This window comes from Pseudomonas sp. S2_E02 (assembly GCF_054668355.1).
Map to the genome: position 1 here is coordinate 5,153,135 of NZ_CP162761.1, position 12,777 is coordinate 5,165,911.

8 protein-coding genes and 2 tRNA genes are annotated in these 12,777 nt (G+C 58.6%); 7 read left to right on the top strand and 3 right to left on the bottom strand.

All coding sequences use genetic code 11. From position 1 onward, the window contains the following. Positions 1 to 184: 184 nt before the first annotated feature. Positions 185 to 271 (bottom strand) — tRNA-Leu (locus tag AB4O01_RS23110). Positions 272 to 451: 180 nt separating this feature from the next. Beyond that, positions 452 to 538 (bottom strand) — tRNA-Leu (locus AB4O01_RS23115). A gap of 226 nt (positions 539 to 764) precedes the next feature. Between AB4O01_RS23115 and rnr the strand changes: the two genes are divergently transcribed. From rnr to dnaB, 7 genes are all read left to right on the top strand, one after another. Beyond that, positions 765 to 3,395, top strand: coding sequence for a ribonuclease R (gene rnr / locus AB4O01_RS23120; RefSeq protein ID WP_093430184.1), 2,631 nt, complete (start codon positions 765 to 767; stop codon positions 3,393 to 3,395). Beyond that, on the top strand, positions 3,392 to 4,159 hold the full coding sequence (gene rlmB / locus AB4O01_RS23125) for a 23S rRNA (guanosine(2251)-2'-O)-methyltransferase RlmB (protein ID WP_095047304.1): 768 nt from the start codon (positions 3,392 to 3,394) through the stop codon (positions 4,157 to 4,159). Before rnr ends, rlmB begins: the two co-directional genes overlap by 4 nt. 307 nt (positions 4,160 to 4,466) lie before the next feature. Next, positions 4,467 to 4,889 carry a 30S ribosomal protein S6 gene (gene rpsF / locus AB4O01_RS23130; protein ID WP_016771938.1) on the top strand — a complete coding sequence of 141 codons (423 nt, stop codon included), beginning with the start codon at positions 4,467 to 4,469 and terminating at the stop codon, positions 4,887 to 4,889. Between the two features lie 29 nt (positions 4,890 to 4,918). After that, complete coding sequence (rpsR, locus tag AB4O01_RS23135) at positions 4,919 to 5,149, top strand: 30S ribosomal protein S18 (RefSeq protein WP_002551829.1); 231 nt, start codon at positions 4,919 to 4,921, stop codon at positions 5,147 to 5,149. A 36-nt stretch (positions 5,150 to 5,185) separates the two neighbouring features. Continuing rightward, positions 5,186 to 6,079: a hypothetical protein gene (locus AB4O01_RS23140; protein ID WP_016983782.1), complete on the top strand. Its 894-nt coding sequence runs from the start codon at positions 5,186 to 5,188 to the stop codon at positions 6,077 to 6,079. A 19-nt stretch (positions 6,080 to 6,098) separates the two neighbouring features. Beyond that, positions 6,099 to 6,545 carry a 50S ribosomal protein L9 gene (gene rplI, locus AB4O01_RS23145; RefSeq protein ID WP_003186385.1) on the top strand — a complete coding sequence of 149 codons (447 nt, stop codon included), beginning with the start codon at positions 6,099 to 6,101 and terminating at the stop codon, positions 6,543 to 6,545. Between the two features lie 120 nt (positions 6,546 to 6,665). Next, on the top strand, positions 6,666 to 8,063 hold the full coding sequence (gene dnaB / locus AB4O01_RS23150) for a replicative DNA helicase (protein ID WP_007915846.1): 1,398 nt from the start codon (positions 6,666 to 6,668) through the stop codon (positions 8,061 to 8,063). Positions 8,064 to 8,105: 42 nt separating this feature from the next. Here the strand turns inward: dnaB and AB4O01_RS23155 are convergent, their stop codons facing one another. Beyond that, on the bottom strand, positions 8,106 to 12,701 hold the full coding sequence (locus tag AB4O01_RS23155; RefSeq protein WP_460089674.1) for an NEL-type E3 ubiquitin ligase domain-containing protein: 4,596 nt from the start codon (positions 12,699 to 12,701) through the stop codon (positions 8,106 to 8,108). Positions 12,702 to 12,777 lie beyond the last annotated feature (76 nt).

Below are 12,777 nucleotides of genomic sequence, written 5' to 3' on the forward strand. Positions count from 1 at the left end.
TTCCTCACTGTCGCATTGCAAAAACTTGCAACAATGATAAACGATATTGTTTCTCAAGTGCGCCTTGCGGTGGGGCTGGCGTTTTGATAGGTGCAATGGTGATGGGGTTTCGGGAAGCCAGAAACGCAAAAACCCGCTTTCGCGGGTTTTTGTGAAATCCAAGGTCGTAACCTTGAATTTGAATTGGTGCCCAGAAGAAGACTCGAACTTCCACGACCGTAAGGTCACCAGCACCTGAAGCTGGCGTGTCTACCAATTTCACCATCTGGGCAATCATCGCTAGCGTTGCCGCTGTTGATGTGGCGCACTATACGGAGCGCGTTTTGATCTGTAAACCCCTGATTTAATTTTAATAAATCAGTTTTAAGAAAAGCCGGGCTTAGAATGCAAAAAACCCGCTTTCGCGGGTTTTGTGTGAGCCTTGAAACTGATCTAGTCTCAAACTCGAAATTGGTGCCCAGAAGAAGACTCGAACTTCCACGACCGTAAGGTCACCAGCACCTGAAGCTGGCGTGTCTACCAATTTCACCATCTGGGCAGTATCGTTAACGCTTGTGCGTCGTCGATGGCGCGCACTATACGGAGCGTCTTTTTAACTGTAAACCCCTGTCAGCAAAAAATATGATTTTTTTTACCGGCGGTGTTCAAAACGGCTTTCAAGCGACGATACAGACCCTCATAAGGGCCTTATATAGTCGGAAATTTCCCGTTTCATGGCGCCTATGCCAAACTAACCCGCATATAGACAAGGTGAAAACTCTCTAATGGCCGATTGGCAGTCCCTCGATCCCGAGGCCGCTCGTGAAGCGGAAAAATATGAAAACCCTATTCCTAGCCGCGAACTGATCCTGGCGCATCTCGCCGATCGGGGCTCGCCGGCTGCCCGCGAGCAACTGGTGGAAGAGTTTGGTCTGACCACAGAAGACCAGATCGAAGCCCTGCGCCGCCGCCTTCGCGCCATGGAGCGCGACGCCCAACTGATCTACACCCGCCGCGGCACTTATGCGCCGGTCGACAAACTCGACCTGATCCTCGGTCGCATCAGCGGTCACCGTGACGGTTTCGGCTTCCTGGTGCCGGACGACGGCAGCGACGACCTGTTCATGAGCCCCGCGCAAATGCGTCTGGTGTTCGATGGCGACCGTGCGCTGGCGCGTGTGTCCGGTCTCGACCGTCGCGGTCGCCGCGAAGGCGTGATCGTTGAAGTGGTCTCGCGTGCTCACGAAACCATCGTCGGTCGCTACTTTGAAGAAGGCGGCATCGGCTTCGTCGTCGCGGACAACCCGAAGATCCAGCAGGAAGTGCTGGTCACCCCGGGCCGCAACGCCAACGCGCAGATCGGTCAGTTCGTCGAGGTGAAAATCACCCACTGGCCGACGCCGCGCTTCCAGCCGCAAGGCGACGTGGTTGAAGTGGTCGGCAACTATATGGCGCCGGGCATGGAAATCGATGTCGCTCTGCGCACCTACGACATTCCGCACGTCTGGCCCGAAGCCGTTCTGAAAGAAGCGGCCAAGCTCAAGCCGGAAGTCGAAGAAAAAGACAAAGAGAAGCGCGTCGACCTGCGCCATTTGCCGTTCGTCACCATTGACGGTGAAGATGCCCGCGACTTCGACGATGCTGTTTATTGCGAAGCCAAGCCGGGCAAGCTGCGCCTGTTCTCCGGCGGCTGGAAGTTGTACGTGGCGATTGCTGACGTTTCCAGCTACGTGAAGATCGGCTCGGCGCTGGACAACGAAGCGCAGGTGCGCGGCAACTCGGTGTACTTCCCTGAGCGCGTGGTGCCAATGCTGCCTGAGCAGCTGTCCAACGGCCTGTGCTCGCTGAATCCGCACGTCGATCGTCTGGCCATGGTTTGCGAGATGACCATCTCCAAGTCCGGCGAAATGACCGACTACTGCTTCTATGAAGCGGTGATCCATTCCCACGCGCGTCTGACCTACAACAAAGTCAGTGCGATGCTGGAAACGCCGAAAGTGGCCGAAGCACGCAAACTGCGTGGTGAGTACACCGACGTCGTGCCGCACCTCAAGCAGCTTTATTCGCTGTACAAAGTGTTGCTGGCTGCCCGTCACGTGCGCGGCGCGATCGATTTCGAGACCCAGGAAACCCGGATCATCTTCGGTTCCGAGCGCAAGATTGCCGAAATCCGTCCGACCACCCGTAACGACGCGCACAAGCTGATTGAGGAATGCATGCTGGCGGCCAACGTGGCCACCGCCGAATTCCTCAAGAAGCACGAAATCCCTGCGTTGTACCGTGTCCACGACGGCCCGCCACCGGAGCGTCTGGAAAAACTCCGTGCCTTCCTTGGCGAACTCGGCCTGTCCCTGCACAAAGGCAAGGACGGTCCATCGCCGAAGGATTATCAGGCGTTGCTGGCAAGCATCAAGGATCGTCCGGATTTCCACCTGATCCAGACCGTGATGCTGCGCTCGCTCAGTCAAGCGGTGTACAGCGCTGACAACCAGGGCCACTTCGGCCTGAATTATGAAGCCTATACCCACTTCACTTCGCCGATCCGTCGTTACCCGGACCTGCTGACGCACCGCGCGATCCGCAGCGTGATCCATTCGAAACAGGACACTCCGCACGTTCGCCGTGCCGGGGCGATGACCATTCCGAAGGCGCGCATCTATCCGTACGACGAGGCGGCGCTGGAGCAGCTCGGCGAGCAGTGCTCGATGAGCGAACGCCGTGCCGACGAAGCGACCCGCGACGTGGTCAACTGGCTCAAGTGCGAGTTCATGAAGGATCGCGTGGGCGAGTCGTTCCCGGGTGTGATCACAGCGGTAACCGGTTTTGGCCTGTTCGTCGAGCTGACCGATATCTACGTCGAAGGTCTGGTCCACGTCACGGCGCTGCCGGGCGATTACTACCACTTCGATCCTGTGCATCACCGCCTGGCGGGCGAGCGCACCGGTCGCAGCTTCCGTCTTGGCGATACCGTTGAAGTGCGCGTCATGCGCGTTGACCTCGACGAGCGCAAGATCGACTTCGAGATGGCCGAAAAAACCATCAGCGCACCGATCGGTCGCAAAAAACGTGGCGCTGAAACCGCTGCTCCGGCGGCCAAGGTTGCGGAAGAAAAGGCTCCGGCTAAATCCGCCAGCCGTCGTCCGGCCAAGGAAAAAGCGGCAGAAGCCTATCGCCCAAGCGACGCCGTGGCGAAAAACGCCGAGCTGCGCAAAAGCCGTGAAATGAAGAAGGCTCTGCTTTCCGACGCTAAAAACGGTGGTAAAGCGGCGTCCGGGGGAAAGACCGGACGGTCGGCGCCTGAAAAGGCCTCCGGCGGCAAGCCAGCGAAACCGAGCAAACACCGTAAGGGGCCGCCAAAAGCGGGCTCCGCTCCAGCCAAAAGTGGCGGGGCACGTAAACCGAAGGCGAAGTCATGAGTCAGTTGGAAAAAATCTACGGCGTTCACGCGGTAGAAGCGTTGCTGCGTCACCACCCGAAACGCGTCAAGCAGATCTGGCTGGCGGAAAGCCGCAACGATCCGCGCGTGCAGACCCTGGTTGAGCTGGCCAACGAAAACCGTGTTCAGGTCGGCCAAGCCGAGCGTCGCGAAATGGACGCCTGGGTTGAAGGCGTGCACCAGGGCGTGGTCGCGGAAGTAAGCCCGAGTCAGGTCTGGGGCGAAGCCATGCTCGACGAGCTGCTCGATCGCACTGAAGGTGCGCCGCTGTTGCTGGTGCTTGACGGTGTGACCGACCCGCACAACCTCGGCGCCTGCCTGCGTTCGGCGGATGCGGCCGGTGCGCTGGCGGTGATCGTGCCGAAAGACAAGTCGGCGACCCTGACGCCGGTCGTGCGTAAAGTCGCTTGCGGCGCGGCAGAAGTGATTCCATTGGTTGCCGTGACTAACCTCGCTCGCACCCTGGAAAAACTTCAGCAGCGCGGTCTGTGGATTGTCGGTACTGCGGGGGAGGCTGAGGTCAGCATCTACGACCAGGATCTGACTGGCCCGACCATCCTGATCATGGGCGCCGAAGGCAAGGGCATGCGTCGCCTGACCCGCGAGCACTGCGACTATCTGGTGAAGCTGCCGATGGCCGGTAGCGTCAGCAGCCTCAACGTCTCGGTTGCGACGGGCGTGTGCCTGTTCGAAGCGCAGCGTCAGCGCGGTGCAAAAGCCAAGGCTACTGCCAAGAAATCCTGAGTCGTACACGATTCAAATGTGGGAGCGAGCTTGCTCGCGAAGAGGGCGTGTCAGTCGACGTAAATGCTGCCTGACAAACCGCATTCGCGAGCAAGCTCGCTCCCACAGTGTTTTGTGGTGTGGCATAACTGAGTGATTGTTCAAATAATCACCAATTGCCTTGCGCCTCCTCTGTCCCTTCTCTACAATTGCGCCCCTTGCTGTGACGGCAGGCACGCATGTGCCCCGCGCCAGCAAGTCCATAAGTGTCATTCACTCCTTGTCTGACCGTTTTTGAGCGGCAGGCTACAACCCGTAAGGAGCATTCATGCGTCATTACGAAATCATCTTTTTGGTCCACCCGGATCAAAGCGAGCAAGTCGGCGGCATGGTTGAGCGTTACACCAAGCTGATCGAAGAAGACGGCGGCAAAATCCACCGTCTGGAAGATTGGGGCCGTCGTCAACTGGCCTACGCAATCAACAATGTTCACAAGGCTCACTACGTGATGCTGAACGTTGAGTGCACTGGCAAGGCCCTGGCCGAGCTGGAAGACAACTTCCGCTACAACGATGCAGTGATCCGTAACCTGGTCATCCGTCGCGACGAAGCCGTAACTGGCCAGTCCGAGATGCTCAAGGCTGAAGAAAACCGCAGTGAGCGCCGTGAGCGTCGCGACCGTCCTGAGCACGAAGGCGCCGAAGGCACCGATAGTGATGACAGCGACAACAGCGATAACGCTGACGAGTAATCCACGGACCTTATTAAGGAGCCTATCAAATGGCACGTTTCTTCCGTCGTCGTAAATTCTGCCGCTTCACCGCTGAAGACGTGAAAGAGATCGACTACAAAGATCTCAACACTCTGAAAGCCTACGTATCCGAGACCGGCAAAATCGTTCCAAGCCGCATCACCGGTACCAAAGCTCGTTATCAGCGTCAGCTGGCCACCGCTATCAAGCGCGCCCGCTTCCTGGCCCTGCTGGCCTACACCGACAGCCACGGCCGCTGAGACCGGGCAGTCGACAAGTAGCAAAGGATTGAATGCATGCGTGCCTTAGCTGAGTTCATCATGCGAGGCCGTATGCAGGCCACTCTCGTGGTGGCCGGATGTGCAACATTGCCGTTGTTGTATTGGTTGGGTGCTGCCGCGGGGAGCCTTGTGCTGCTGCGGCGCGGACTGACGGACGCCCTGGGTGTTCTGTCTCTGGGGCTGCTGCCGGCGTTGATCTGGTGGCTGTATGCCGATGACCCACGGGCACTTCTGGTGCTGCTGGGGTCTTCGGGGCTTGCGTTGGTTTTGCGCGCAAGTGAATCCTGGGTCCGCACGCTGCTGGTCAGCGTAGTGATTGGAGTGGTGTTTTCAGTGGTGCTCGGGGCGGCGTTTGCGGCCCAGATCGAGATGCTCGCGCAGGCCTTGATAAAGGTCATGCCGGCGCTTCTTGGTGAAACCTACAAGCAATTGTCGGTCGATGAGCAAGCGCGTTTCGCGTCCCTGATTGCACCGGTCCTGACCGGACTGATTGCGGCGCTGTTGCAGATCGTCAGCGTGCTGAGCCTGATTGTCGGGCGGCATTGGCAGGCGTTGTTGTACAACCCGGGTGGTTTTGGTCGCGAGTTTCGCGCCATCCGGATCCCGCTGGGGCCGGCGATGTTGCTGCTGGCGTTGATGCTTCTGGGCCCGAATCTCGGTGCACAGATGGCCATGTTGACGCCGTTGTGCAGTGTACCGCTGGTGTTCGCCGGACTTGCCCTGATTCACGGGCTGGTCGGGCAGAAGCGACTGGCCGGTTTCTGGCTGGTGGGGTTGTACGTCACGCTGCTGTTGTTCATGCAGCTGATCTATCCGTTGCTCGTGGTCCTGGCCATTGTCGACAGCCTGATTGATTTTCGCGGTCGTCACGTGTCGAAAGACACCGATAACGCGAACGGTGAAGGTTAAAAGTTAAGAGGATTTCCACATGCAACTGATCCTTCTGGAAAAAATCGCCAACCTGGGCAACCTGGGCGACAAAGTAAACGTTAAGGCCGGTTACGGCCGTAACTACCTGCTGCCTTTCGGCAAAGCTACCGCTGCAACTGCTGCCAACCTGGCTGCGTTTGAAGAGCGTCGTGCTGAGCTGGAAAAAGCTGCCGCAGACCGTAAAGCATCGGCTGAAAGCCGTGCTGCCCAACTGGCCGAGCTGGAAGTGACCATCACTGCCACCGCTGGCGACGAAGGCAAGCTGTTCGGTTCGATCGGTACTCACGACATCGCTGACGCACTGACCGCCTCCGGCGTTGAAGTTGCGAAAAGCGAAGTTCGTCTGCCGAACGGCACCATCCGCAACGTGGGTGAATTCGACGTGGCTGTGCACCTGCACGCCGAAGTTGAAGCCACCGTACGCGTTGTCGTGGTAGCAGCTTAAGTAACACCTGATCGGCTGGCGGCTTGTCCGTCAGACGGTTAACATCGGGCACGATCCTGTTTACAGGTCGTGCCCTTTGTCTTTCTGAACTCCCTGTTTTTCCAAATTACACAAGTGGCCATGAACGATATCTCCGCTCCCGAGCAATACGATCTGCAAACCGCTGCCCTGAAGGTGCCGCCGCATTCCATCGAGGCCGAACAGGCTGTACTCGGTGGTCTGATGTTGGACAACAACGCCTGGGAACGCGTGCTCGATCAAGTCTCCGACGGCGATTTCTATCGACATGACCACCGTCTGATCTTCCGTGCGATCGCCAAACTGGCCGATCAGAACATGCCGATCGACGTGGTGACCCTGTCTGAACAACTGGACAAGGAAGGCCAGACCTCGCAGGTCGGTGGCCTCGGTTACCTCGGTGAACTGGCGAAAAACACGCCGTCCGTCGCCAACATCAAGGCCTATGCGCAGATCGTTCGTGAGCGAGCGACGTTGCGCCAGTTGATTGGCATCAGCACCGAAATCGCCGACAGCGCCTTCAACCCGGAAGGCCGCACCGCCGCCGAGATTCTCGACGAAGCCGAACGCCAGATCTTCCAGATTGCCGAGGCCCGGCCAAAAACCGGCGGCCCGGTAGGTGTGAATGACTTGCTGACCAAGGCCATTGATCGCATCGACACTCTGTTCAACACCGACAACGCCATTACCGGCCTGTCCACCGGCTACACCGACCTCGACGAGAAGACCAGCGGCCTGCAGCCGTCCGACTTGATCATCGTCGCCGGCCGTCCGTCGATGGGTAAAACCACCTTCGCAATGAACCTGGTGGAAAACGCCGTGTTGCGCAGCGAGAAAGCGGTTCTGGTGTACTCCCTCGAGATGCCAGGCGAATCGCTGATCATGCGTATGCTCTCCTCGCTGGGCCGCATCGACCAGACCAAGGTGCGTTCTGGCCAACTGGAAGACGATGACTGGCCGCGCCTGACTTCGGCGGTCAACCTGCTCAACGACCGCAAGCTGTTCATCGATGACACTGCCGGCATCAGTCCGTCGGAAATGCGTGCGCGGACCCGACGTCTGGTGCGTGAACACGGTGACGTCGGCCTGATCATGATCGACTACCTGCAATTGATGCAGATCCCCGGTTCCAGCGGTGACAACCGCACCAACGAAATTTCCGAAATCTCGCGATCCCTGAAAGCGCTGGCCAAGGAATTCAACTGCCCGGTGGTGGCGCTGTCGCAGCTCAACCGTTCCCTCGAACAGCGTCCCAACAAGCGCCCGGTGAACTCCGACTTGCGCGAATCCGGAGCGATCGAGCAGGACGCCGACGTGATCATGTTCGTGTACCGCGACGAGGTCTATCACCCGGAAACCGAGCACAAAGGCATCGCCGAAATCATCATCGGCAAGCAGCGTAACGGCCCGATCGGTTTTATCCGTCTGGCCTTTATTGGCAAATACACGCGCTTCGAAAACCTCGCGCCGGGCAGTTACAACTTCGACGACGACGAGTGACAGCAGGCCGAAGTTCATCGGCCTGCTGCGACGCTGTATCGATTACAACGTCGCGCCACTCGATCCCGGAGTTTCCTGCGCAGGCGTGACGTTGGCAGGAGGCGCCTCGATTGTTGTTCGAGGCTGCAATTCCTGCCGCGTCAGCGTCTGGATCAATGTCGCTTCGACAATCGCCAACTGCGCCGTTACGTCATCGGTTTGCGATTTATATTGAGCTTCGCTCAGCAGTCTTTGTGATGACTGGCTGTCGAGAATTTCCTGGCGATCCTGGAACGGCTGGCGACTCGCATCGAATTGCGCCTGGTATTTGTGAATGATGAAGTCCTGCCAGAAATTCATCGACACCAATGCCTGAAACTCTTCAGGCGAACCATTCAGCGTCGAGACTTTGCGATATGCCGCATCCAGCATTGCCGGGGTAACGCCGGCCATGCCGATAAACGAGAGTGTCTGTGGCTGAAACGGCAATTGCAGCCGATCCCTGAGACCAAAGCGGTAGGCCATGGTCATTTCATGGGGATCGCGTATGCGCAGGTTGTGGCTGTTTCGCAGCTCCCGGGAGGTTGCCGGATCGTCAATGATTGCCCTGCTTGAAGCGATCTCTGCCGCCGCGATGTCGTCGACCTGTTTTAGCCGGAACAATCCTTTGGACAGCGCCACCAAGGGGGCGCCGTTCATATCCAGCCTGGCCTGTATGCGCGCCTTGTGAGTCATGGCCAGGACCTGCAGATCGGTGAAGGTGGCTGCGGCAAGGTCAGTGCAGCCGGCTTCGCACGCGCGATCGAACAGTTCTCGACGCAAGGTTCGCGACTGTGGATTGTCCTGGCTGATGACATCGATCACGTCCCAGACCTGGCGCCGGAAGTCGGCATGGTGCGCACGGCTCGCGAGGATGTTGAAGAAGCCGTCCGAGCCTTGCTGCTCGCGCAACGTGCGCCATTGAGTGTTTCTGGCGATCGCTTGATCAGCGGGTAGTCCGGTGGTCCAGATCGGAGCAGGGTCCGCGGCTGCCCTTGCACTGGGACGTTGTGCCAAGGGGAATGACGTTGTGAACAGGTTGGATCTGTTGTGAAGCCCGGTTTGGGCTTCGTCCAGTTGCCTGCGATAGACGCCCATTTGTATCCGCGTCTCATCGGTAATCGGATTATTCGTCAGTAACGTGCCACTGTTCACCTGGACCGAATGCGCCAGGCGCTCCGGGGACGGAGCAGTGACAAAGTCAGGAATCGTGGTGATCTGATTGTTGCTCAGATCGATCCGGGTCAGCAGGGGTTGATCAAACAGCCCGGTTGGCCACTGCGTGATGCCGGTGTTCGCCAGGGTGACCTCGCGCATATCGGTGATCAGACTGAAATCCGGGATCACACCGAGCTGGGGATTGTTGTCGATCCAGAGTGCTCTGAGCGTTGTGCGTCCGGCCAGTATCCGCGCCGTTTCTGCATTGAGTTCAAGTTGGTTGTGCTGCAGGAACAGGCGCGTCATCCCGTGCATTTCTCCTACTGCTGGGGGCAAGTCCCTGAGGCGATTGTTCGACATGTCCAGCCAGCGCACATGACGAAAACGGGTGAGGAAGCCTTCCGGTGACTCCGTCAGGTTCATGCCGCTCAATCTGAGTGAACCCACATGGCTGAAGTCGATGCTCAGATCCGGCAGGGTCGGCAAGGTCAGGCCGCTCAAGTCCAGTTCCAGACCGATCGGTGTGCCGTCGAAAGCATGTTTTTGCGCCGTCTCGCGGCGCCAGCAACTGATGATCCGATCCCGCGCGGCAGTGCGGTCATTACGGGTGGTGGCGTTGATTTGCAGCTGATTGGCACGCACGTAACGCAGGCGGTTGCCGCCCCCGGAAAAGACCCAGTCGTCGAGCTGGGTTTTCAGAAGATCGAATTCTTGTTCCAGTGCGAGCAAGCGTGGTGCCACGGTGCCTTTGTCATGATTCCAGATGAACTCCCTGCACTCCTTGATGGTTTTGCTCGGGAACAGGTTTCGATAACGCTGGGCCCTGGAGTCTTCGCTATCGAATACGGCGGGATGGGCCGGCTCCATCAGCTCGGGGTGAGACTGTTTAAGGCGTCGCCAGTAGCCGTCGAATTTTCGCCAGTACGCGGAGGGGAAGTCGTTGCCTTCAAGGCGCGTGACATTGTTGATCCGCGCGACGACAGCCAGCGTCTCGGGTGTCGGGTTGAGGTTGGCCTGGGGAACCTCGCTCAAGCGATTGTCGCGCAGGTCCAGGTGGTTTAAGGCGGTTTTGTCGAGCAGCCCGGCAGGCCACTGACTGAGGCCCGTGTTTTTCAGGCTCAATGCCTGCAACCCGGACATGGCGCTGAAGTCGGGCACTGCCCGCAGTTGATTGTTGGACAGATCGATCTGTTTCAACTGATGCAATGCACCGAGTGCCAAAGCGCTTTGTTCATCCAGTTTTATCTGGTTTGAACTCAGATCCAGATAGTTGAGTTTGTCCATCTCGGCGATTTTTTGCGGCAGTTTATCGATGCCGGAGTTAACGATGGTCAGGCTTTCCAGATTGGGGCAATTGGACAGAAGCGTATTGGCGGTGTCCGACCAGATTACCGAGTCGAGACTGAGGGATTTGATGTGACTGAAATCCACGGTCAGCAGGGGTAATGGACCGTACAGCGCTGGCAGTTTCAGTTCGCCGTCCGAATCGCCCAGCCAGCAGCCTTTGATGATTCTTGCCAGGCGGGTAGCGTTGACTCTTTCCGGGCCCACGGCGTGGGCCGGTCCGGGTTGACTGTCGGCGATGTAGGCCTGCAGTTGCGTTTCCAGTAGCTCGAAGCCGGCAATGCGTCGCGCGATCTGTTCTTCGGCGCCATCCCCCAGGGCGAGCAAATATTCCCTGGCGGCTTGCGGATTCTTGTCTGGATACATACGCCGCACCATCGCCACTTCGGGAATGTCGCCATCCAGTCTGAATGCGTCTGCGCGGGAGCCCGTGCGCATCGCCGGATAGTCGGCCACTACGCGGCGCCAATAAACCTCAAGCGTTCGCCAGTAACCGGTCGGGAAGGGGTTGCCTTCAATCAGGGTGACCGAGTTGATACGGGCAATCGCCAGTAGTTCATTGTTTGACGGGTCAAGGATCGGCTGTGGAATTTCGCGCAGTTGGTTATGGCGCAAGTCGACCACGTCCAGTGCCACCTGATCGCGTAAACCGCTGGGCCAGTGATCCAGTCCGGTGTTGCTCAGGTTCAATGACCGAAGTTGCGACATGCCGCGAAAGTCCGGGATTCTGCCAAGCGGGTTGCTCGACAGGTCGAGGTGTTCAAGCTGCTTGAGTGCGCCCAGTTTTACTGCTGTCTGCTCATTGAGCTGGATTCGGTTCGAGCTCAGCTCCAGAGCCTTGAGAACGGTCATCGGCGCGATATCGGGCGGCAACTTATCCAGGGAGGAGTGAGTCACCGACAGTTTCTCGAGGTTGGGAAAACTGCCCAGGAAGGTATCGGCGGTGTCCGACCAGGCGACCGCTTTCAGCTCCAGAGTTCTTACATGGCTGAAATCAGCCGTCAGCGGCGCAAGGATTGCCTCTCCCAAATCAAGTTTCAGCGTCGTTCCCGTCTGCCGTTTCCAGCAACGTTTTATTTCTTCGACAGCACGCTCCACCGCGGGATGCGCAGCTTCGTTGGGGGCCTGCGAGGATGTCTTCCTGATCCAGGAAGCGAGATCCGCCTTGAGCGCCCTGTAACTGGCCTCGCGTTGGGTCAGATAGCCGCGGACGTCATCCCCGTGCGAATGCAGAAGCCGGGTGATCTCCTCGCTGTCGAGGGCCGGGAAGAGCTTTCGAGCGCGGGACTCTGGCGTGCGCAAATGATTGATCGCGCTGGCAAACCGTTGCAGCAGGCCAGGATGCGCGGGGCTGCCTGGCTCGCTGCGGAACATCCCGCCGGCACCGCCGACCGCCGTTCCCAGCCAGCCTTCGCGAGCATCGTAAATGATCGGCTCCGAGCGCCCGGGGCGTGTAGCGATATAGGTATTGGTGCTGTCGCTGGCCACCGGATCTTGCGCACGGACGATACGCATCACCGTTGTCGACGGGGTCGAGGCGTCGGTGTCGTGCAGAACCTGATAACTGTGGTTGTCGATCACCGCATAGAGTTTACCGTTGAGCCGGTGAAGGCCATCGCTGCCCCTTTGAATGCCGCTGAAATCCAGTGGCGTGCGGAAAGCTTCCAGGCGGCTGCTCGACAATGGCACACCGATCGGCTCGAAGTGTTCCAGCTCATGCCAGAGTCCCGCGCTGGAATCACGCAGCAACACGGGTCCCGAGGGACTGGATTCGCTGGGCAGTCTGGCCCGATACAGTCCTGTTTGCGCATCTTTGCCGACCAGCACGATGCCGCCAGGTACATCGGCATATTGGCGGCCTTTGTGGGTTCTCAAACCGTCAGCGTTGCGATCCGACAAACCGCTGGCCGCAGGCACCCAGTAATGTTCCAGGGACTGGCTAGCCGCACGCGGATTTTCAATCGGCAACGCGGGTCGATGAATGGTGATGCTCGGAGCCGGCTCGATCGCGTCGATATCGGCTGGCGTTGGTAAGCGGCCCGGTCGTGGTGGTTGCCCACCGGGTATCGAGACCTCTAAATGTGTGCGCGGTGGCAGGTCGAGGCGCGGGGTGTCCACGTCTGGCACAGTGTTTTGGCGAACCGGGGGATTGCCGGAATTGTTGCCTCTGGGGGGCGATTTAACGGGCATGTCT

Excerpts from the sequence above, each read along its gene's own strand:
- rnr (WP_093430184.1), top strand. The coding sequence starts at position 765 with ATGGCCGATTGGCAGTCCCTCGATCCCGAGGCCGCTCGTGAAGCGGAA.
- rlmB (WP_095047304.1), top strand. The coding sequence starts at position 3,392 with ATGAGTCAGTTGGAAAAAATCTACGGCGTTCACGCGGTAGAAGCGTTG.
- rpsF (WP_016771938.1), top strand. The coding sequence starts at position 4,467 with ATGCGTCATTACGAAATCATCTTTTTGGTCCACCCGGATCAAAGCGAG.
- rpsR (WP_002551829.1), top strand. The coding sequence starts at position 4,919 with ATGGCACGTTTCTTCCGTCGTCGTAAATTCTGCCGCTTCACCGCTGAA.
- AB4O01_RS23140 (WP_016983782.1), top strand. The coding sequence starts at position 5,186 with ATGCGTGCCTTAGCTGAGTTCATCATGCGAGGCCGTATGCAGGCCACT.
- rplI (WP_003186385.1), top strand. The coding sequence starts at position 6,099 with ATGCAACTGATCCTTCTGGAAAAAATCGCCAACCTGGGCAACCTGGGC.
- dnaB (WP_007915846.1), top strand. The coding sequence starts at position 6,666 with ATGAACGATATCTCCGCTCCCGAGCAATACGATCTGCAAACCGCTGCC.